This window comes from Pseudomonas rhizoryzae (assembly GCF_005250615.1).
GTDB classification, from domain to species: Bacteria; Pseudomonadota; Gammaproteobacteria; order Pseudomonadales; family Pseudomonadaceae; genus Chryseomonas; species Chryseomonas rhizoryzae.
Map to the genome: position 1 here is coordinate 58,233 of NZ_SULM01000002.1, position 21,322 is coordinate 79,554.

14 protein-coding genes are annotated in these 21,322 nt (G+C 64.9%); 7 read left to right on the plus strand and 7 right to left on the minus strand.

Features of this window, described 5'->3' with window-relative positions; translation table 11 throughout:
• Positions 1-124 precede the first annotated feature (124 nt).
• The 4 genes from aceE (at position 125) to msrA (ending at position 8,391) form a co-directional block, all read left to right on the plus strand.
• Positions 125-2,767: a pyruvate dehydrogenase (acetyl-transferring), homodimeric type gene (aceE, locus tag FAZ11_RS02735; RefSeq protein WP_058763513.1), complete on the plus strand. Its 2,643-nt coding sequence runs from the start codon at positions 125-127 to the stop codon at positions 2,765-2,767.
• Between the two features lie 28 nt (positions 2,768-2,795).
• Positions 2,796-4,781 carry a dihydrolipoyllysine-residue acetyltransferase gene (gene aceF / locus FAZ11_RS02740; RefSeq protein WP_058778877.1) on the plus strand — a complete coding sequence of 662 codons (1,986 nt, stop codon included), beginning with the start codon at positions 2,796-2,798 and terminating at the stop codon, positions 4,779-4,781.
• A gap of 263 nt (positions 4,782-5,044) precedes the next feature.
• Entirely contained in the window at positions 5,045-7,651 is a 2,607-nt protein-coding gene (locus FAZ11_RS02745; RefSeq protein ID WP_058768264.1) for a putative bifunctional diguanylate cyclase/phosphodiesterase, read from the plus strand.
• Positions 7,652-7,731: 80 nt separating this feature from the next.
• A complete protein-coding gene (gene msrA, locus FAZ11_RS02750; RefSeq protein ID WP_058768263.1) occupies positions 7,732-8,391 on the plus strand; it encodes a peptide-methionine (S)-S-oxide reductase MsrA in 660 nt (219 codons plus the stop codon).
• A gap of 231 nt (positions 8,392-8,622) precedes the next feature.
• Here the strand turns inward: msrA and FAZ11_RS02755 are convergent, their stop codons facing one another.
• On the minus strand, positions 8,623-9,459 hold the full coding sequence (locus FAZ11_RS02755; RefSeq protein ID WP_058773356.1) for a 23S rRNA (adenine(2030)-N(6))-methyltransferase RlmJ: 837 nt from the start codon (positions 9,457-9,459) through the stop codon (positions 8,623-8,625).
• A gap of 129 nt (positions 9,460-9,588) precedes the next feature.
• On the opposite strand from FAZ11_RS02755, the gene FAZ11_RS02760 reads away from it, so the two are divergent.
• The 3 genes from FAZ11_RS02760 to selO all read left to right on the plus strand — a co-directional run bounded on the left by FAZ11_RS02760 (position 9,589) and on the right by selO (position 16,263).
• Positions 9,589-11,328: a potassium/proton antiporter gene (locus FAZ11_RS02760; RefSeq protein ID WP_058773355.1), complete on the plus strand. Its 1,740-nt coding sequence runs from the start codon at positions 9,589-9,591 to the stop codon at positions 11,326-11,328.
• 98 nt (positions 11,329-11,426) lie between these two features.
• Positions 11,427-14,771: a mechanosensitive channel MscK gene (mscK, locus tag FAZ11_RS02765; protein WP_137279082.1), complete on the plus strand. Its 3,345-nt coding sequence runs from the start codon at positions 11,427-11,429 to the stop codon at positions 14,769-14,771.
• Positions 14,772-14,802: 31 nt separating this feature from the next.
• Positions 14,803-16,263 carry a protein adenylyltransferase SelO gene (gene selO / locus FAZ11_RS02770; RefSeq protein ID WP_137279081.1) on the plus strand — a complete coding sequence of 487 codons (1,461 nt, stop codon included), beginning with the start codon at positions 14,803-14,805 and terminating at the stop codon, positions 16,261-16,263.
• Between the two features lie 41 nt (positions 16,264-16,304).
• Here the strand turns inward: selO and pncB are convergent, their stop codons facing one another.
• The 6 genes from pncB to FAZ11_RS02800 form a co-directional block, all read right to left on the minus strand.
• On the minus strand, positions 16,305-17,507 hold the full coding sequence (gene pncB / locus FAZ11_RS02775; protein ID WP_058763497.1) for a nicotinate phosphoribosyltransferase: 1,203 nt from the start codon (positions 17,505-17,507) through the stop codon (positions 16,305-16,307).
• Between the two features lie 81 nt (positions 17,508-17,588).
• Positions 17,589-17,807, minus strand: a complete 219-nt coding sequence (locus FAZ11_RS02780) for a hypothetical protein (protein ID WP_193557127.1) — start codon at positions 17,805-17,807, stop codon at positions 17,589-17,591.
• Entirely contained in the window at positions 17,804-18,502 is a 699-nt protein-coding gene (locus FAZ11_RS02785) for a lipopolysaccharide kinase InaA family protein (RefSeq protein WP_058763492.1), read from the minus strand. Before FAZ11_RS02785 ends, FAZ11_RS02780 begins: the two co-directional genes overlap by 4 nt.
• 26 nt (positions 18,503-18,528) lie before the next feature.
• Positions 18,529-19,215: a class I SAM-dependent methyltransferase gene (locus tag FAZ11_RS02790; RefSeq protein WP_137279080.1), complete on the minus strand. Its 687-nt coding sequence runs from the start codon at positions 19,213-19,215 to the stop codon at positions 18,529-18,531.
• Between the two features lie 90 nt (positions 19,216-19,305).
• Positions 19,306-20,595 carry a sensor histidine kinase gene (locus FAZ11_RS02795; protein ID WP_137279079.1) on the minus strand — a complete coding sequence of 430 codons (1,290 nt, stop codon included), beginning with the start codon at positions 20,593-20,595 and terminating at the stop codon, positions 19,306-19,308.
• Positions 20,596-20,597: 2 nt separating this feature from the next.
• Positions 20,598-21,272, minus strand: coding sequence for a response regulator transcription factor (locus FAZ11_RS02800; protein ID WP_058763486.1), 675 nt, complete (start codon positions 21,270-21,272; stop codon positions 20,598-20,600).
• Between the last annotated feature and the right edge of the window lie 50 nt (positions 21,273-21,322).

Here is a 21,322-nt window from a genome sequence, read left to right on the forward strand (position 1 = left end):
TAGTAAAACTACACGCCGATCGGAACCGTCCGGTCATAAATCCAAGAATTTTCGCTGCCCCCAAGAGGCCGGCGGCGACCCTGAGGCGACCGATTCTGGAAGCCTTTCCGCCCTGGAGCAAGCCATGCAAGATCTCGATCCCGTCGAAACCCAGGAATGGCTGGACGCCCTGGAGTCCGTCCTCGACCACGAAGGCGAGGAGCGCGTTCATTATCTGATGACCCGCATGGGCGAACTGGCCACCCGCAGTGGTACCCAGCTGCCCTACTCCATCACCACCCCCTATCGCAACACCATTCCAGTGACCAAGGAAGCCCATATGCCGGGCGACCTGTTCATGGAGCGCCGTATCCGCTCGCTGGTCCGCTGGAATGCCCTGGCGATGGTCATGCGCGCCAACCTCAAGGATCCGGATCTGGGTGGCCACATCTCCACCTTCGCCTCCAGCGCCACCCTCTATGACATCGGCTTCAACTATTTCTGGAAAGCGCCCAACGAAGAGCACGGCGGCGACCTGATCTACTATCAGGGCCATGCCTCCCCCGGCGTCTATGCCCGTGCCTTCCTGGAAGGCCGCCTCTCCGAAGACCAGATGAACAACTTCCGCCAGGAAGTGGACGGCAAGGGCCTGTCGAGCTACCCGCACCCGCACCTGATGCCCGACTTCTGGCAGTTCCCGACCGTCTCCATGGGTCTGGGCCCCATCACCGCCATCTACCAGGCCCGCTTCATGAAGTACCTGGAGAACCGCGGCTACATTCCCGCCGGCAAGCAGAAGGTCTGGTGCTTCATCGGCGACGGCGAGTGCGACGAGCCGGAAACCCTGGGTGCCATTTCCCTGGCCGGCCGCGAGAACCTCGACAACCTGATCTTCGTCATCAACTGCAACCTGCAGCGCCTCGACGGCCCGGTACGCGGCAACGGCAAGATCGTCCAGGAGCTGGAAGGCATCTTCCGCGGCGCCGACTGGAACGTCACCAAGGTCCTCTGGGGCCGCATGTGGGATCCGCTGTTCGCCCGCGACACCGAAGGCCGCATGCAGCAGCGCATGGACGCCGTGGTCGATGGTGAATATCAGAACTACAAGGCCAAGGACGGTGCCTACGTGCGCAAGCACTTCTTCGGCGCCAATCCCGAGCTGCTCAAGATGGTCGAGGACCTGTCCGACGACGAGATCTGGAAGCTCAACCGTGGCGGCCACGACCCCTACAAGGTCTATGCGGCCTACCACCAGGCGGTCAACCACAAGGGCCAGCCCACCGTCATCCTGGCCAAGACCATCAAGGGCTACGGCACCGGTGCGGGCGAAGCCAAGAACACCGCGCACAACACCAAGAAGGTCGACGTGGACTCGCTGAAGAAATTCCGCGACCGCTTCGATATCCCGCTGAACGACTCCCAGCTCAGCGAGCTGCCCTTCTATCGTCCGGCCGACGACAGCGCCGAGATGAAGTACCTGATGAGCCGCCGCGAGGCCCTGGGCGGTCACCTGCCCCAGCGTCGCGCCCGCAGCATCAGCATCCCCACCCCGCCGCTGGATACCCTGAAGGCGGTGCTGGACGGCTCCGGCGATCGCGAGATCTCCACCACCATGGCCTTCGGCCGCATCCTGTCGCAACTGGTCAAGGACAAGGACCTGGGCAAGCGCATCGTGCCCATCCTCGCCGACGAGGCCCGTACCTTCGGCATGGAAGGCATGTTCCGCCAGCTGGGCATCTACTCGCCCCACGGCCAGCTCTATGAGCCGGTCGATCGCGACCAGGTGATGTACTACCGCGAAGAGAAGGACGGCCAGATCCTCCAGGAAGGCCTCAACGAGGCGGGCGCCATGTCCTCCTTCATCGCCGCCGGTACCGCCTACAGCAACTACAACCAGCCGATGCTGCCGGTCTACATCTTCTATTCGATGTTCGGCTTCCAGCGGATCGGCGACCTGGCCTGGGCGGCGGGCGATGCCCAGACCCGCGGCTTCCTGCTCGGCGGCACCTCCGGCCGGACTACCCTGAACGGTGAAGGCCTGCAGCACGAGGACGGTCACAGCCACATTCTGGCCGGCACCATCCCCAACTGCCGCAGCTACGATCCCACCTATGCCTACGAGCTGGCGGTGATCATGCGCGAAGGCATCCATCAGATGATGGAACTGCAGCAGAGCGTCTTCTACTACATCACCGTGATGAACGAGAACTACCAGCAGCCGGCCATGCCCGAGGGTGTCGAGGAAGGCATCATCAAGGGCATGTACCTGCTGGAAGAAGAAAAGGGCGACTTCAAGCACCGCGTCCAGCTGCTGGGCTCGGGCACCATCCTCAACGAGGTCCGCGCCGCCGCGAGCCTGTTGCGCGAGATGGGCGTCGGCGCCGACATCTGGAGCGTCACCAGCTTCAACGAACTGCGCCGTGAAGGCCTGGCCGTGGATCGCTGGAACCGCCTGCACCCGCTGGAAGAGCGCCGCCTGACCTACGTCGAGCAGTGCCTGGGCGAGCGCCAGGGTCCGGTCATCGCCTCCACCGACTACATGAAGCTGTTCGCCGACCAGATCCGCCAGTGGGTCCCCACCGAATTCCAGGTGCTGGGTACCGATGGCTTCGGTCGCAGCGACAGCCGCAAGAAGCTGCGTGATCACTTCGAGGTCGACCGTCGCTGGGTCGCCGTCGCCGCTCTGCAGGCGCTGGCCAACCAAGGCAAGCTCGAACGCAAGGTCGTGGCCGACGCCATCACCAAGTTCGGCATCGACACCGAGAAGCGCAATCCCCTGGATTGCTGATGCGGCACACGGATAAGAGGAAACAATTGTGAGCGAGACCATCCGCGTACCCGACATCGGCAGTGGCGACGGCGAAGTCATCGAACTGCTGGTGAAGGTCGGCGATACCGTCGAGGCCGAACAGAGCCTGGTGGTGCTGGAGTCCGACAAGGCCAGCATGGAGATCCCGGCCCCCAAGGCCGGCAAGATCGCCGCCCTGCACATCAAGGTCGGCGACACCCTCAAGACCGGTGATCTGCTGATCGACCTGGAAGGCGAGGACGCTGCCGCCGGTAGCGAACCCGCCGCCGAACCCAAGGCCGAGTCCAAGCAGACCCAGGTCGAGGAAAGCGAAACCCCGACGCCGGCCGGCGACGAGGACGCCTCGGCGTCCGCCGGTGAAGGCGAGTCCCAGGAAATTCACGTTCCGGACATCGGCTCCAGCGGCAAGGCCAGCATCATCGAGGTGGCGGTCAAGCCCGGCGACACCATCGCCGCCGAGCAGACGCTGATCACCCTGGAATCCGACAAGGCCAGCATGGAAATCCCCTCCCCCGCCGCGGGCGTGGTGGAGAGCGTTTCCGTCAAGGTCGGCGACGAAGTGGGCACCGGCGATCTGATCCTGGTGCTCAAGGGCGCCGCCAATGCCAAGCCGAGCAAGAGCGTGGAGTCCAAGGCCGGTGACAAGCCCGCCAAGGAAGCCGCCGAGCCCGAGCTGCACGAGGCAGCCGCCGCCGAGCCGGCCGGTGAATCGGTCGAGGAGATCAAGGTCCCCGACATCGGCTCCACCGGCAGCGCCAACGTCATCGAGGTGCTGGTCAAGGCCGGTGACCAGGTCAAGGCCGAGCAGTCGCTGATCGTGCTGGAGTCCGACAAGGCCAGCATGGAAATCCCGGCGCCCAAGGCGGGCGTGGTGGAAAGCGTCGCCATCAAGGTCAACGACCAGGCCAAGACCGGCGATCTGATCCTGACCCTGAAGGTGGCCGGTGCCGCGCCCAAGCAGGCGGCCAAGCCGGCTGCCGGCAACGCTGCTAGCGCCCCGGCGCCCGCGCAGAAAGCCGCGGCTCCGGCCAAGGCCGCCGCTCCCGCCAGCGCGCCTGCCGCCGGCAAGGGCAAGAAGGTCCATGCCGGCCCGGCGGTGCGCATGGTCGCTCGCGAATTCGGCGTCGACCTGGGCGAGGTCACCCCGACCGGTCCCAAGGGCCGCATCCTCAAGGAAGACGTCCAGACCTACGTCAAGGATCAGTTGCAGAAGAGCAAGGCGGCACCGGCCGCGGCTGCAGGTGCTACCGGTGGCGCCGGCATCCCGCCGATCCCCACCGTGGACTTCAGCAAGTTCGGCGAGATCGAAGAGGTGCCGATGACGCGCCTCATGCAGGTCGGTGCCAACAACCTGCATCGCAGCTGGTTGAACGTGCCCCACGTCACCCAGTTCGACCAGTCCGACGTGACCGATCTGGAAGCCTTCCGCGTCGGCCAGAAAGCCGTGGCGGAAAAGGCCGGCGTCAAGCTGACCATCCTGCCGTTCCTGCTCAAGGCCTGCGCCCATGTGCTCAAGGAACTGCCGGACTTCAACGCCTCCCTGGCCCCCAGCGGCAAGGCGGTGATCCGCAAGAAGTACGTGCACATTGGCTTCGCCGTGGACACCCCGGACGGTCTGCTGGTGCCGGTCATCCGCAACGTCGACCAGAAGAGCCTCCTGCAACTCGCCGCCGAAGCCGCCCAACTGGCGGAAAAGGCGCGGACCAAGAAGCTCAGCGGCGACGACATGCAGGGTGCCTGCTTCACCATCTCCAGCCTGGGTCACATCGGCGGCACCGGCTTCACGCCGATCGTCAATGCCCCGGAAGTGGCGATCCTCGGCGTGTCCAAGGCCAGCATGCAGCCGGTCTGGGACGGCAAGGCCTTCCAGCCGCGCTTGATGCTGCCGCTGTCGCTGTCCTACGATCACCGCGTGATCAACGGGGCTGCCGCCGCGCGCTTCACCAAGCGTCTGGGTGATCTGCTGGCGGAGATCCGCGGCCTGCTGCTGTAAGCCAAAAGAAGACGGCAGTCGACTCGACTGCCGTCTCCTGGCAAAAATAAGAAACCCCGCGTGAGCGGGGTTTCTGTCTTATGGTCGAATGAAACGGTAGGATGGCCGTTCGGTCCCTACTTGTGTGCGCCAGGTCTCATCGGGCACCCTTAGAGGTCATCAGACATCGCTAGCGGCGGAAAGGAAAAAGGATTAATGATTTACCTCCCCTTTCCGATAACCCTAGGGTATCCATCCGTCGTCACAGGGACGCGAACACCCGCATGAGTATTCACTCCGACGCTGCCGATGCTGCGGTAGCCGATCAAGCAGGCGCTCTTAGCGCTCCTGCTCGATTGGGCTTGCTGCGCTTCGAGCGCCTGAATGAAGCCTCGTGGGCGATGCTCTACCTCGACCCCCGTTGCGAAACCAGCCTCGGCCTCCCCGCGCAGGCGTTGTGCTCGCTGATCGACGCCCCCTACGCCAGTCTGATGGAACCCAGCGTGCGGCATCGCCTGCACGAGGACATCCAGCTGCAGCTCGCCGAGCACGGCAGCTACCAGGTCAGTTACCTGTTTCACTCGCCCGATGCCCCCTATCAGGTCATCGAGGTGGGGGAAAGTCTGCAACGCCACGGGCGTCCCCTGCTGCGCGGCTATCTATTGCGGGTGATGGGTAACGAAACGCTGGCCGGCGAATGGGAAGTCCATACCCTGGCCCTGCGCTCCACCCTGACCCTGTTGCAGGAAAACCAGGACCTGACTCAGCAGCGTCTGATGCTCGCCCAGGCGCGGCAGACGCTGCTGCTCGAACTGTCGCGCTGCGCGTTGCGCAAACGCCCCACAGCCAGCGAGCTCGCGAAACTCCTGGTTACCCATGGGACTGCCGCCTTCGCCGTCGACCAGGTGAGCCTCTGGCGCCTGGACGACAATGGCCTGACCTGTCTGACCAGTGACGAGCGGATAACGACGCCGTGCAGCGATCATCAACGGCGCCTGCGCGAGCAGGGCTTGATCGAAGATGCCAGCCAGGTACTGCTGCCACCGAACACGGCCGCCGGTACCGCCCTCGATGTCGCCCTGCTCCATGACGACACCCTCACCGGCCTACTGTGCCTGCGCCGTGCCCAGGCAACCACCTGGGAGGCCGGAGATCTCGGCTTCGCCCGCGGCCTGGCGGACTGCCTGGCTACGCTGGTGCGCGATCAGGAGCGGCCGCCGGAACGCGCCCACCCACTCACCCGGGTGATGGAAGCCAGTACCGATGCCTTCCTGCTGCTGGACGCCGATGGCCGCCTGGAACATGCCACGGACAGCTTCACCCGGATTACCGGCTACCCCAGCACCCGGCTCCAGGGTACCCTCATCGAAGCCCTACCCGCGCTGGAAAACTGGAGCGAGCTGCTCTACGAAGCCTGGCAACGTCTTGCGCACCAAGACAGCTGGCAAGGCGAATTACGCTGCTACCGGCGCGATGGCGAAAGCTATTGGGGCTTGCTGTCGCTGTCCAAGATCCTGCAACCCAATGGCGAGCTGCAGGGCTACCTGGGGATCTTCCAGGACACCAGCAAGACCCGCTTCGCCCAGCAACAAAACGACGAGGTGGTCTTCCGCGACAGTCTCACGGGCCTTGCCAACCGCAACCATTTCATCGCTCGCCTGGAAGCCCGCCTGGAACAGTCCAACGCCAATCGCGAGCACTCGCTGCTGCTGGTGGACGTCGACAACTTCAAGCGGGTCAACGACAGCCTCGGACATCACATCGGCGACCAGCTACTGGTCGGACTGGCCCGTCGCCTGCGCACGGCGCTGGGCAAGAGCGCACTGATCGCCCGTATCGCCAGCAACGAATTCGCCGTCCTGCTCGAAGGGATGGACGCGGTCGCCGCGGCTGCCCTGGCACGCGATACCCTGGTCGCCCTCGATCCGCCGCTGTACGTGGAAGGCCACCCCACCCTGATCAGTTGCTCGATCGGCTTGACCACCGCGCGGCCGCACGAGACGGATCCACAGACCCTGATCAAGCACGCCGGTCTCGCCCTGCACCGGGCCAAGGCCAATGGCGGCCACCAGGTCCAGGTGTTCACCGAGGCGCTGATCGCCGAGGTCAGCCACAAGCTGTTCATGCAGAACAACCTGCGCCGCGCCCTGGAGCAGAACGAGCTGCTGATGCACTACCAGCCCAAGGTCTGCCTCAAGCGCGCCAAGCTGCTTGGTCTGGAGGCCCTGATTCGCTGGCAGCATCCGGAAAAGGGCATGATCCGGCCGGACCAGTTCATCAGCGTCGCCGAAGAAACCGGGCTCATCGTCCCCATCGGCAAGTGGGTGATTCGCGAAGTCTGCCGCCAGTTGCACCAGTTGGACGCCGCGGGCTTCGGCGACCTGCAGATCGCCATCAACCTGTCGCCCAAGCAATTCACCGATCCGGATCTGGTGCAATCCTTCGTCACCATCCTCGAAGAAGAAGGCATCGCCCCCCGACGCCTGGAACTGGAACTCACCGAAAGCCTGCTGCTGGATGCCACCGACGCCACTCGCGAAACCCTGGAAGCCCTCAAGCGGCTGGGCATGAGCCTGGCGATGGACGACTTCGGCACCGGCTATTCGTCGCTCAGCTACTTGAAAAAATTCCCCATCGACATCATCAAGATCGACAGGAGTTTCATCAAGGACATCCCGGACAACCAGGACGACATGGAAATCACCTCCGCGGTGATCGCCATGGCCCACAACCTGCGACTGGAGGTGGTTGCCGAGGGTATCGAAACGACCGAACAGCTGGCCTTCCTGCGTCATCACCGCTGCGATATCGGCCAGGGTTATCTGTTCGACAAGCCGATCCCGGCCGAGCAACTCGATACCGCACTGGCGCGTTATCTACCGGCGCGCTGACCCGCCGAGTGGCACCGACCCTACCTAGGCAATTTTGCGTACACTGGGTGTTTCGCCAGGCCTTTCCAACGAGGTAACCCATGGTCCTGCGTTCCGAAATCTTGACCAAGAAGACCCACCTGCCCTCCGCCGACCAGGCACTCCCCGGCCGGGAAACGCCCCTGGCGGTGCCGGAGGCGCATTTCGTCAACGGCCATCCGCTCAAGGCACCCTTCCCCACCGGGCTGCAAAGCCTGGTCGTCGGCATGGGTTGTTTCTGGGGCGTGGAACGGCGCTTCTGGCAGCAGCCGGGCGTCTGGACCACCGCTGTGGGTTATGCCGGCGGGCACACCCCTAACCCGACCTACGAAGAGGTCTGCTCGGGCCTGACCGGCCATACCGAGGTGGTGCTGGTGGTGTTCGATCCGGCACAGACTTCGCTGGAGGCACTGCTGAAGGTCTTCTGGGAAGCCCACGACCCGACCCAGGGCATGCGCCAGGGCAACGATGTCGGCACCCAGTACCGCTCGGCGCTGTACTACACCGACGAGCGCCAGCGCGACGCCTTCGAAGCCAGCCAAGCCGCCTTCCAGGCGCAGTTGGCCGCGGCGGGTTATGGCGAAATCACCACCGAAATCGCCCCGCTACCGCCCTTCTACTATGCCGAGGCCTATCACCAGCAGTATCTGGCGAAGAATCCCAACGGCTATTGCGGCCTGGCCGGCACCGGCGTCTGCCTGCCACCCAGCCTGGCGGTCTGATCCCGAGCCGCGCTAGCGGCTCCCTGTTGGGCTTCGGCGATAGAGCCGCCTCAACCCAACCTACGCCAAACCGCTCCTGTAGGTTGGGCTGAGCACAGCGAAGCCCAACACTCCGAGGCTCAACTCCGTCCTGTTGGGCTTCGGCGATAGAGCCGCCTCAACCCAACCTACGCCAAACCGCTCCCCGTAGGTTGGGTTGAGCGTAGCGAAGCCCAACAGCGCCGAACCTGGCTATTCCGCAATCAACCAATCCAACTGCCAGCCACCTTCGCCCTGGGCCAGGTGTGCGGCCAGCCAGGGCAGCAGCTCGCGCAGCTCTTCTTCCAGCCCCCAGGGCGGATTGACGAGGGCCAACCCGGAACCGTTGAGCCGGGTGGGATCGTCCGCCGCGCGGATCAGCAATTCCGCCTGCAACAGCTTGGGTGCCCCGCTACCCTGCAGCCCCGCATAAAAGCGCTTGAGCTGGCGACGATCCTTGATCGGATACCAGAGGGCGATCACCGTCTGGCGCATGCGGCCGATGGCCTCCTGCACTGCCTTGACGCAACGCTCCAGCTCGTCGGCCTTCTCGAATGGCGGATCGATCAGCAGCAGGGCCCGCCGCTCGGGCACCGGCAACAAGGCACGCGGCAACAACCAGCCGTCCTTCTGGTGCACCGCCACCCGACGATCGCCCCCCATGTTCTCCTTGAGCAAGCGACCGTCTTCGGGATGCAGCTCGTTGAGCAGCAGCCGGTCCTGGGGCCGCAGGGCCTGGCGCATCAGTTCGGGCGAACCAGGGTAGTAACGCAGGGCGCCGTCGGGATTGAGCGCCGCCACCGCGTCACGGTATCCCGCAAAGGCCGCGGGTGCCTTTTCCAGCCCCCAGAGCCGCCCGATGCCCTCGCGCCACTCGTCGGTACGGCTGGCCTGGTCACCGGCCAGGTCGTAGCGACCGACCCCGGAATGGCTGTCCAGATAGACGAAGGGCGCCTCCTTGCGCGCCAGCAAGGCGGCCAGGCGCAGCAGGGTGGCGTGCTTGAAGACATCGGCGTGGTTGCCGGCGTGGAAGGCGTGTCGGTAATTCATGGGATACTCCAGCGTCAGCCCTACAGTGTACCGTCTTCCTCCGCCGCCAGCGGCGCTGCGCTTTGACACCCCGGTCGCCCAACGGGTTAAATCCCTAGGTTGTTCAATCCTTTGCCCCAGGAGTCGCGCTTGGACGCCGTCACCATCAACAGCTTGTTCTTGATCGGTGCGGTGCTGATCGGCCTGTCGATTCTGGTCAGCTCGATTTCCTCGCGGATCGGCATCCCGATCCTGGTGATCTTCCTGGTGGTCGGCATGTTCGCCGGGGTCGACGGCCCCGGCCACATCGCCTTCGACAACTATCCGATGGCCTACCTGGTGGGCAACCTGGCGCTGGCGGTGATCCTGCTCGACGGCGGCATGCGCACCCGGGTATCGAGTTTCCGCGTAGCCCTCTGGCCGGCGCTGTCGCTGGCCACCGTAGGGGTGATGATCACCACCGGCCTGACCGGCCTCGCCGCGGCCTGGCTGTTCGATCTCAGCCTGCTGCAAGGCCTGCTGATCGGTGCCATCGTCGGCTCCACCGACGCCGCCGCGGTGTTCTCGCTGCTCGGCGGTCGCGGCCTCAACGAACGGGTCACCGCCAGCCTGGAGATCGAATCCGGCAGCAACGACCCCATGGCGGTGTTCCTCACCGTCACCCTCATCGAGATGCTCGCCAGCGGCCAGACCGGCTTCACCTGGAGCCTGCTCGGTCACTTCGTCAGCGAATTCGCCATCGGCGGCGTCATCGGCCTGGGCGGCGGCTGGCTGCTGTTGCAACTGATCAACCGTATCCAGTTGGCCGACGGCCTCTACCCGCTGCTGGCCATCAGCGGCGGCCTGCTGATCTTCGCCCTGACCAATGCCGCTCACGGCAGCGGCATCCTCGCCGTCTACCTGGCCGGCCTGCTGCTGGGGAATCGGCCCATTCGCAGCCGACACAGCATGCTGCACATGCTCGACGGCATGGCCTGGCTGGCGCAGATCGGCATGTTCCTGGTGCTGGGCCTGCTGGTGGAGCCGCACAACCTGCTGCCCATCGCCCTGCCGGCCCTGGGCCTGGCACTATGGATGATCCTGGTCGCCCGCCCGCTGTCGGTGGCCATTGGCCTTCTGCCCTTCCGTGCCTTCCACGACCGTGAGAAGGCCTTCATCGCCTGGGTCGGCCTGCGCGGCGCCGTCCCCATCATCCTCGCGGTGTTCCCGATGATGGCCGGTTTGCCCCAGGCCCAGCTGTTCTTCAACGTGGCCTTCTTCATCGTACTGGTCTCCCTGCTGGTGCAGGGCTCCAGCCTGCCACTGGCGGCCAAGCTGCTGAAGGTAACCGTGCCACCGGAACCGGCGCCCTTCTCTCGCGCCGGCCTGCAGGTGCACCCCACCAGCGAGTGGGAGCTGTTCATCTATCGCCTGGGCGCCGAGAAATGGTGCATCGGCGCGGCGCTACGCGAACTGAAGATGCCCGAGGGCACCCGTATCGCCGCGCTGTTCCGTGGCGAGACCCTGCTGCACCCCTCGGGCAGTACCACCCTGGAAGCCGGCGACATCCTCTGCGTGGTCGGCCATGAGCACGACCTGCCCGCCCTGGGCCGGCTGTTCAGCCAGGCGCCCCAGCAGACCCAGAGATTCTTCGGCGACTTCGTCCTGGAAGCCGATGCCGAACTCAGCGCCGTCGCGGCCCTGTACGGCCTGCAACTGGGCAACGTGGACGGCAACCAGCGGCTCGGCACCTTCATCACCCACGAGATCGGTGGCGAACCCATCGTCGGCGACCTGGTGGAGTGGAACGGCCTGGTGTGGATCGTGGCCGCCATCGAGAACCAGCGCGTGCGCAAGGTGGGGGTGAAGTTTCCCGAAGGCAGCAGCAGCGGACCCGCGCTCTTTCTGTGACCGGCGACGGACGCGGTTCGCGGCTTTGGCGGTGCTGCCTTGCACCCCAGACAGCGGCGCTTTAACCTCGCGCCTTTCCACTGCCCGACGCCTGCCGTATGTCTCGCCTGTCCGCCCTGCTTGGTGCTGTCGCCCTCTGCGGCTGCCTGTTGACCCTGCCCGCCGTCGCCCAGGACTCCGGACCGCCCGATGCGCAGCAGGTCCAGCAGAGTCTCTCCGACCTGGCCAACCGCAAGCTACCCGCCGCCGAGCAGGCCGCCGCCCAGGAGAGCCTGCAGCAGACGCTCAAGCTGCTCGACCAGCGCGACCAGTACGTCAAGCAGTTGGACGACCTACGCCAGCAACTGGCCCAAGCGCCGCAGCAGACCAAGGATGCCCAGCGTCAGCTGGCGCGCCTGCGCGCCGAGCCGATCAAGCCGGCCGAGCAACGCTACGCTGGCGCCACGCCCCAGGCCCTGGAGCAACGGCTGAGCGAGACCAGCACCGCACTGAACAATGTGCAGGACGACCTCAACGCCGCCAACAGCCTGGTGATCAACGCCCAGACCCGCCCCGAGCGCGCCCAGGTGGACATCGCCAACCTGCAGACCCGTCTGCAGCAGATCGCCGACCTGCTCAAGAACGGTCGTGAAAACACCAAGCCGCTGACCACCGAGCGACGCAACCAGCTGCTCGCCGAGCAGGCCGCCGACACCGCCCAGATCCAGTTGCTGCGCCAGGAACTGGCCGGCAACAGCGTCCTGCAAGACCTGGGTTCGGCCCGCCGCGAACTCTACACCGAGCAGGTCAAACGCTACGAACAGGAAACCCTGGACCTGCAGACCCTGATCAGCGGCAAGCGGCGCCAGCAGTCCGAGAAGACCCTGGCCGAAGCCTCGCGCGAATCGGAAAAGACCGCCGGCGATGACGTGCTGTCCCAGGAGACCAAGGCCAACCTGCAGCTGTCCGACTACCTGCTGCGGGCAACGGATCGGCTCAACGACCTCAACCGGCGCAATCTCGAGGCGCGTCAGCAGCTGGACCAGCTCAAACAGACCAGCGAGACCATGGATCAGCAGATCGGCGTGCTCAAGGGTAGCGTCCTGCTTTCCAAGCTGCTCTACCAGCAGCGAGCGGCCCTACCTTCGGTCAAGGTGAACAAGGACCTGACCGACGACATCGCCGATCTGCGTCTCTATCAGTTCGAGCTGAACCAGCAGCGGGCCCAGATCGCCAATCCGAACGCCTATGTCGACAATCTGCTGGCTCAGCAGCCGCCGGAAAAGGCCACGCCGCAACTCCGCCAGCAATTGCTGGATCTGCTCAGGACCCGCGCCGACCTGCAGGACAAGTTGAATACCGAGCTCAACGCCCTGCTCAGCGAATCCATCGACCTGCAACTCAACCAGCGCCAGTTGCAGACGACCGTGACCAACCTGCGCAGCACCCTCGACGAGCAGATGTTCTGGATTCCCAGCAACAAGCCGCTGGACTGGAGCTGGTTGAAGAGCGTACCCGGCAAGCTGCTGCAGCAGTTGCGCGACGTGCCCTGGGGTTCCAGCTTGCATGAGCTCTACGTGGGCCTGGCCGATCGACCCCTGCTGTTGCTGCCACTGGTGCTGGCCTTCGCCACCCTGATCTGGCAGCGGCGGCGCATTCACGCCCGCGTCGCCAGGCTCAACCGAGACATCGGCCACTACCAGCGTGACAGCCAGCTACACACGCCCCTGGCCATCCTGCTCACCATCCTGCTCGGCCTGCCGACAAGTCTGGTGCTGTGGGTGGGGGGCGTGGCCCTGGAAGGCGACGAGCGCGGCGTCAACGCCGCCATCGGCGCGGCGCTACTGGAAATCGCCGCCGGCTGGCTGGTGTTCTACACGGTATACCGCCTGCTGGCCTCCGGCGGCGTGGCCGAGACCCACTTCCGCTGGGCTCGCCCCCAGGCACAATCGCTGCGTCGGCTGGTGCGGCGCGTGGGTCTGCTGGCCCTGGCGCTGATGGCGGTGGTGGCCATCGCCGAGCGCCAGTTGGCCGGCCTTGCCGACGATGTGCTGGGTATCCTCATCGTGCTGTTCGCCTATGCCAGCCTGGCCTGGATGCTGGGGCGCTCCCTGCTCAACGCCAGTGCCCGGGAACGCCTGCCGTTCTTCCGCCTGCTGCTCGGCCTGATGATCACCGCCATCCCGGCCGTGCTGTTCTGCGCCGTGCTGTTCGGCTACTACTACACCGCGCTCAAGCTCACCGATCGGCTGGTGGATACCCTCTATGTGCTGATGGCCTGGATCATCCTCGAGGCCACCCTGGCCCGTGGCCTGAGCGTGGCGGCCCGGCGCCTGGCCTACCAGCGCGCCCTGCAGAAGCGCCAGGCGCAGCAGGAAGACGCCGAGGGCGTCGAGGTGGTGCAGGAGCCGGTCCTGGACATGGAGCAGGTCAACCAGCAGTCCTCCCGACTGTTGCGCCTGAGCCTGATCCTGGCCTTCCTCGGCGTGCTCTACCTGGTCTGGGCCGACGTGGTGGCGGTGTTCTCCTACCTGGACAACGTCACCCTCTACCAATACACCAGCGGCACCGGCGCCACTGCCACCGAGGTGCCCCTGACGCTGCGGGTGTTCATCATCGCCCTGGTCATCGCCGGCCTCACCGTCGCCCTGGCGCGCAACCTGCCCGGCCTGCTGGAGGTACTGGTGCTGTCGCGCCTCAATCTGGCCCAGGGCAGCGCCTACGCCACCACCACCCTGCTCTCCTACGTCATCGTCGGGGTCGGCACCGTCACCACCCTGGCGACCCTCGGGGTGAGCTGGGACAAGCTGCAATGGTTGGCCACCGCCCTCTCCGTCGGTCTGGGTTTCGGTCTGCAGGAGATCTTCGGTAACTTCATCTCCGGCCTGATCATCCTCTTCGAGCGCCCGGTGCGCGTGGGCGACCTGATCACCATCGGTAACGTGACCGGCACGGTGAACAAGATCCGCATCCGCGCCACCCATATCACCGACGCCGACCGCAAGTCGGTGGTGGTACCGAACAAGACCTTCGTCACCAGCCAACTGATCAATTGGACGCTGACCGATACCGTCACCCGTATCGTGCTGACCCTGGGCATCAACCGCGGCAGTGACCTGGCCGAGGCGCAACGGCTGATCATGCAGGCGGTGAAGGAAAATCCGCGGGTCCTGCACGATCCCGAGCCCTCGCTGTACATCATCCATTACGGCGCCAGCACCCTTGACCATGAACTGCGCATCTATGTGCGTGAACTGGGTGACCGTAGCGCCGCCACCGACGAGCTGATTCGCCGTATCGATCACCTGCTGCGCGACGCCGGCATCAACCTGCTGTCGACACCGCAAATGGAGATCACCCTGAAGAATCGCCACGGAGCGGAGAAACAACTGGGCAAAAAGTCCCTCCTACCTGAAGGGGATGCCCAGCAGGAGGCCGAGGATCCCAAGCCATCCAAGGCCTGAGTACTACCTGCGCGGCGAGTCCGGGAGACCCATGAAACAGCTGCTCGACCTGACCTTCGACAACAGATTCGCCCGCTTGGGCGATGCCTTCTCCACCCACATCGAGCCACGGCCGCTGGACGATCCGCAGCTGGTGGTCGCCTCCCCGGCGGCCCTGGCACTGCTGGATCTGGACCCAGCGGTGGCCGAGACGCCTGAATTCACCCAGGTGTTCGCCGGCGCCCAGCTATGGGACAGTGCCGAGCCGCGGGCGATGGTCTATTCCGGCCACCAGTTCGGCTCCTACAACCCGCGCCTGGGCGACGGCCGCGGCCTGCTGCTGGGCGAGGTGGTGAACGACCGCGGCGAGCACTGGGACCTGCACCTCAAGGGGGCCGGCCTCACGCCTTTCTCGCGCATGGGCGACGGCCGCGCCGTGCTGCGCTCCTCCATCCGCGAATTCCTCGCCTCCGAGGCGCTGCACGCCCTGGGCATCCCGACCACCCGCGCCCTCTGCGTGATCGGCTCCTCCACCCAGGTGGTGCGTGAGCGGCTGGAAACCGGTGCCACCCTGCTGCGCATGGCCCCCAGCCACGTACGCTTCGGCCACTTCGAATACTTCTATTACACCCGCCAGCATGAGTTGCTCGAACAGCTGGGCGAGCATGTCCTGGCTGCGCACTTCCCCGAGTTGCTGGCCAGCCCCGAGCCCTGGGCGGCGCTGTTTCGCGAGGTGGTGGAGCGCACCGCGCAGTTGATCGCCCACTGGCAGGCTTACGGCTTCTGCCACGGCGTGATGAACACCGACAATTTCTCGATCCTCGGGCTCACCTTCGACTTCGGCCCCTACGCCTTTCTCGACGACTTCGACGCCCAGTTCATCTGCAACCACTCCGACCACACGGGACGCTACTCCTACAGCAATCAGGTGCCCATCGCCCATTGGAACCTGGCGGCCCTGGCCCAGGCATTGACACCCAAGGTGGCGGTCGAGACGCTGCAGGAGAACATCGCCCTGTTCCTGCCGCTCTACCAGGCGCACTACCTGGACCTGATGCGGCGACGCCTGGGGTTGCAGGAAGCCCGCGAGCAAGACCAAGAGCTGGTCGAACGCCTGCTAGCCCTGATGCAACAGGGCGGCGTGGACTACCACCTGTTCTTCCGCCGGCTGGGCGAAGAGGAGCCCGACGCAGCGCTCGCCCGGGTACGGGAGGATTTCATCGATCTGCGCGGTTTCGACGACTGGAGCCAGGCCTATCGCGCCCGCCTGGACGCCGAAGGCGGTGCGCCAGCCGACCGCACCGCGCGCATGAACGCCGTCAATCCGCTCTACGTCCTGCGCAACTACCTGGCCCAGCAGGCCATCGAGCGGGCCGAAGCGGGGGATTACAGCGAGGTACGGCTGCTGCATGAGGTGCTGTCGCGCCCCTTCGAAACGCAGCCGGGTCGCGAGCGCTTCGCCCAGCGACCCCCGGATTGGGGTAAGCATCTGGAGATCAGCTGCTCGTCCTGAGCGCCGGTCGGTAATCTGCCGCGCGTCGGCCTGACTGCGATCTAGGCGCCGTCGACCTGGAAGACGTGCCTCAGATAATGCAGGAAGTCCGGCTCGCCACCCTGGGCCTTGCCCGGCGCGTCGGAGATCTTGGCCACCGGCTGGCCATTGCAGCGACTCATCTTGAGCACCATGTTCATCGGCTGCACCCCGGGGATGTCACAGGTGAAATGGGTGCCGATGCCAAAGCTCACGTTGATCCGCTCGCGCAGGGCGCGGAACAGGGCGAGTGCCTTTTCCAGATTCAGGGAGTCGGAGAACACCAGGGTCTTGGTCAGGGGATCTATGCCCAGCTGCTGGTAATGGGCGATGGCCTTTTCCGCCCATTGCAGGGGATCGCCACTGTCATGGCGCAGGCCGTCGAACAGCTTGGCGAAGTAGAGATCGAAATCGCGCAGGAAGGCATCCATGGTGATGGTGTCGGTCAGGGCGATACCCAGCTGGCCGCGATACTCGCGCACCCAGCAGTCGAGCGCAGCGATCTGGCTGTCGATCAGCCGCGGCCCCAGTTGCTGGTGCGCCATCAGCCATTCGTGGGCCATGGTGCCCAGGGGCGCGACATCCAGCTTCCACGCCAGATGGACGTTGCTGGTGCCGACGAAGCGACCGGGGAAATCGTCCTTCAGGCTGCGCACCACCATCTCCTGCACGCCATAGGAGAAGCGGCGGCGCGTGCCGAAATCGGCCATCTTGAATTCGGCCAGTTCGTCGGCGCCTGCGGCAGCCGCCAGCCAGTCGAATTTGCGATAGAGCTGATCACGGGCCACCTGCAACGGCAGCTCGGCATGCCGCTGGCGATTGCGCACCTCGCTGATCAACGCCAGGATCGGCACCTCGAACAGGATGAGGTGGAGCCAGGGCCCCTTGAGAGTCAGGGTGAAGCGGCCCTCTTCCTCGCCGAGGAACACATAGGAAGGATTGAAGCGGAACAGCCGCAGGAAGCGAATGAAATCGGGGGTGATGAAGGCGATGCGTTCGAGAAAGGCCAATTGACTGTCGCTGATGGCGACGTCGGCGAGGGCATCGATCTCGGCCTGGATGGCCGCATGATAGGGCCGCAGGTCTTCATCGTTGCGGCAGCGGAAGGTCCATTCGACTTCCGCGTTCGGATAGTTGTGCAGGACGGCCTGCATCATGGTGAGCTTGTAGAAATCGGTGTCCAGCAGGCTTTGCACGGCCTGCTCGGAGAAGCTATCAGCCATCATTGGCGGGGCTCGGCGTCGATTGGTCAATCGACAGCATGCCGAACTTGTCTGGGAAGCGAAAGGAGCTTGGCCGCCAGGGGATTAGCGGTTGTGGGTCTGGGTCATGCCAAACAGGAAGAGCAGCAGATCATGGCTGCCTGTGTTGGAGGTGCTCAGGTTGCGCGAGACCGGAGTCTGGCAGTAGCTGAGTTCCTCGCTACCCACCACGGCGGCCGCTGGACGCAACCAGCTCGCGTAGGCCAGAGTCGTGACCCCACAGAAGGCCGCCACCAGCAAACCTCGAGTAATTTGTGAAGTCATGATTCTAAGCCCCTGATCTTCCGCCCCAGCGCGTGTTGATAAACGTAGATCAGAGTTCGCCATTGCGCAGCGTTCCACGACGAATGGCGGCGTAATTGCAGCATATCCCGACGAGCGGCGGTGTCCAGCGATATTCGTTGGCGGCATTTCTCCAGATCGAGCAGTGCGACGTCGAATTCCTTGCCCTCGGTGCCCTGTCGCTCGGCCACGAAGATGTGCTTGGGATAAAGGCAGCCATGCTGCCAACGGTGCCGATGCATCCGGGCCAGGACACCGGCGAGGGTCGCCAGGAAACGTTCATGCTCAGCCTCGCTCAGTTGGCTACCACCGCCTTCCGCGTACCAATGATCGAGGTCCTGATAGCCTTCCAGCGCGGCGCTCACCAGCAAGGCGCGCCAACCGCCCTCGGCTTGCCGGGCATCGCAGAACAGCAAGTCCGGGACCTGAATGCCCAGCTCGCGAAAGGCCAGCAGCGCATCTCGTTCACGCAAGGCGGTGGGACGCCCCAGGGGATGACGCAAGCTGCGGTAGAGGTGGCCGACCTGTCGCTTGACGTAGGCCAGGGTGCCGTCGGGAAGCCGTAGACGCTGGACGCCACTCTCCCCGCCGCGCCTAACGTTGGGCGCTTCCACCCAATCACCGGCGGTGTTCCACCAACGGTCAAACCCCTTGTCGCCCTGAGTCATGGCTCCCATCGGCTGCCTCTTATGTTTTGGAAAGCTTAATTGGTCTTGCGCAAGACGTAGACCCGCCACATGGCGTAGCCCGGCAGGAAATCCAGGGCCCGATCCACGACGAAACCGGCTTCGGCGACCTCCGCCTCGAATTGGCTGCGCGCGACGATGAATCGATTCTGATAACCGCCGCGGTCCCGGCCTTCGGCCTGGCGGCGGCGCTCTAGTGCCTGGCGGCGCCAGGCTTTGAAATTGCCATCCACCCAGAGCGACAGGATGACGCTATCCCGGGTGACCCGATGGAATTCCTGCAACAGAGCCAGGCGGTCCGCCGATTCGCCCACGTGGTGGAGCAAACGCATACAGAAGATGCAATCTACAGAATTGTCGGACAAGTCGATAGCAAAAGCCGATGTTTGCAACGGCCGTACCCGCGCCACGACCTCCGCGGGCTGCTGCGCGCAGGCAGTGGCCAGCATGTTTTCCGAGTAGTCCGCGCCAATGATCACGCGATTACGCTTTTCCGCCAGTAGCGGCCAGAAGCGCCCGGCGCCGCTGGGCAGGTCCAGCACCAGATTGGGCTGGCCGGCGATGCTCAGCGCCTGGCGTGCCAGTTGCTCGTCGCGCCAATGGGACAGGCGCCGCGCCAGCCCGTCCTGATGCTTGAGATAATACTGGCGAGCGTGGTCGGCGTCGTACTTTTGCGAAAAGGGCAAATCGATGGGCGCTTTCACGGAGTCAGCTCCTGGAAGGTAGGAAGGTGCCGCTAACCTACCCAGGACGCTGTCAAACGCCGGTCAAGCCTTTGTGAAAATTCTGTAATCCTAATCAGCTACCCTGTCGGTGCCGAGTCGTATTTCAAAACGGCAGCCGCCCAAGGGGCTGTCACCCAGGTTTACGCTCCAACCCTGCAGCTGGCAGATCCGTCTGACCAGCGACAAGCCCAGGCCAAGCCCCTCCCCGCGCCCCTCGGCGCCGCGCACGAAGGGTTGGAACATGGCTTCGCGCTGCTCTTCCGGGATACCCACGCCACTGTCTTCCACCACGAAGCCATGATCCCCGACCTGCAAGCCGATGTAGCCACGCTCGGTGTAATGCAGCGCGTTGCGCAGCAGGTTACTCATCACCGAGCGCAGGAAGGGTTCGTGCCAGAGGTAGGTGTCGGCTTCCGGCGCCATGCTCAGCCGCCATTGCAGTCCCTTGGCTTCCACCGCCGCCTGCCATTCCGCCGCCTGCCGCCGCGCCACCTCGGCCAGGGTGGCCCGCGGTGCCTGGGTATCGCTGTCGCCCTGGTTGCGGGCCAGCGCCAGGAAGGTCTGGACCAGCTCCTGCATCTCCCGCGCGGCGCGGGTCATGCGCTCCAGCGGTCCCTGCGCCCGAGGCGGCAGGTCCGGGATGGCGGCCAGTAGTTCGCAGGACGAATTGATGACCATCAGCGGCGTGCGCAGCTCATGGCTGACATCGCTGGTGAACAATCGCTCGCGCACCAGCGCGGCGCGCAGGCGATCGAAGGCGTGGTCGAAGGCGCCGGCCAACTCCCCTACCTCGTCCTTGGCGTAGTCGGGTGCCAGGGGCGGCGTGACATCCAGGATCTGATCGCGCCGCCGTACCTGCCGTGCCAGGCGCACCACCGGGGCGATCACCCGCCGCGCCAGGGCCCAGCCCAACAGCCAGGCCAGCGCCACGCTGCTCAGGAAGCCGACCAGCACCACCTTGTAGAGCAAGCGTTCCCGGGCCTCGAAATCGCTCTGGTTCTGCAACAGGACGAAGTGATTACCTTCGAGCTCGGCCACATAGGCATAGAAATACTGATGGTCCTCCTCCACTTCGCTGAAACCTGCTGGGAGGTCACGCAGGTGGTCTGGCAATTGAGACACCTCGGCGAGGGGGACGAAATACAGGCGCATGTCGGGATCCAGCACCGGCTGCCCGCCCCGTCGCATGTCGCGCTGCACCATACGCTCCAGCTCATTGCGCAGGTCGGTGGAAATCAGCCGCTCCTCGACGGTGTGCACCACCGCGACGATGCCCAGGGAAAACACGCCGCCGACCAGGAAGGTCATCAGCACGAAGGCGATGACGATCCGCCGCGACAGGCTCAGGTGGTACTCCATGGTCAATCCTGCTCCACCAGCTTGTAGCCCACCCCATGGATGGTACGCAGCAGCGGCTGCTCGAAGGGTTTGTCGATGACCTGCCGCAACTGGTGGACATGGCTGCGCAGGCTGTCGCTGTCCGGGTAGTCCTCGCCCCAAACCGCCTCTTCCAGCACCTCGCGACGTACCACGTGGGGGCTCTTCTGCATCAGCAGGGCGAGGATCTTGAGGCCAATGGGATTGAGCTTGAGCAGCGTGCCGGCCCGGGTCACTTCCAGGGTATCGAGGTCGTAGCTGAGATCGGCGACCTGCAACTGGCGCCGTCCGCCGCCCTTGGTCCGCCGCATGACCGCCTCGACGCGGGCGGCCAATTCGGACAAGGCGAAGGGCTTGACCAGGTAGTCGTCGGCGCCGGAGCGGAAGCCTTCCAGGCGGTCGTCGAGCTGGTCGCGAGCGGTGAGCATGATCACCGGGGTGTCGCGTCGGGCGTCTTGGCGCAGGCGCTGGCAGAGGGTGTAGCCATCGATGCCCGGCAGCATGATGTCGAGGATCAGCAGGTCGTAGTGCTCGGTCGCCGCCAGGTGCAGACCCGAGAGACCGTCCTGGGCGCAATCCACGCTGTAGCCCTTGAGGCTGAGGTAGTCCAGCAGATTGCTGAGGATGTCCTTGTTGTCTTCCACCACCAGGATACGCATGTCGCTGACCTCTATGCCAGACCCCGCCCGGGGCCTCGTTGTCTTCTGTT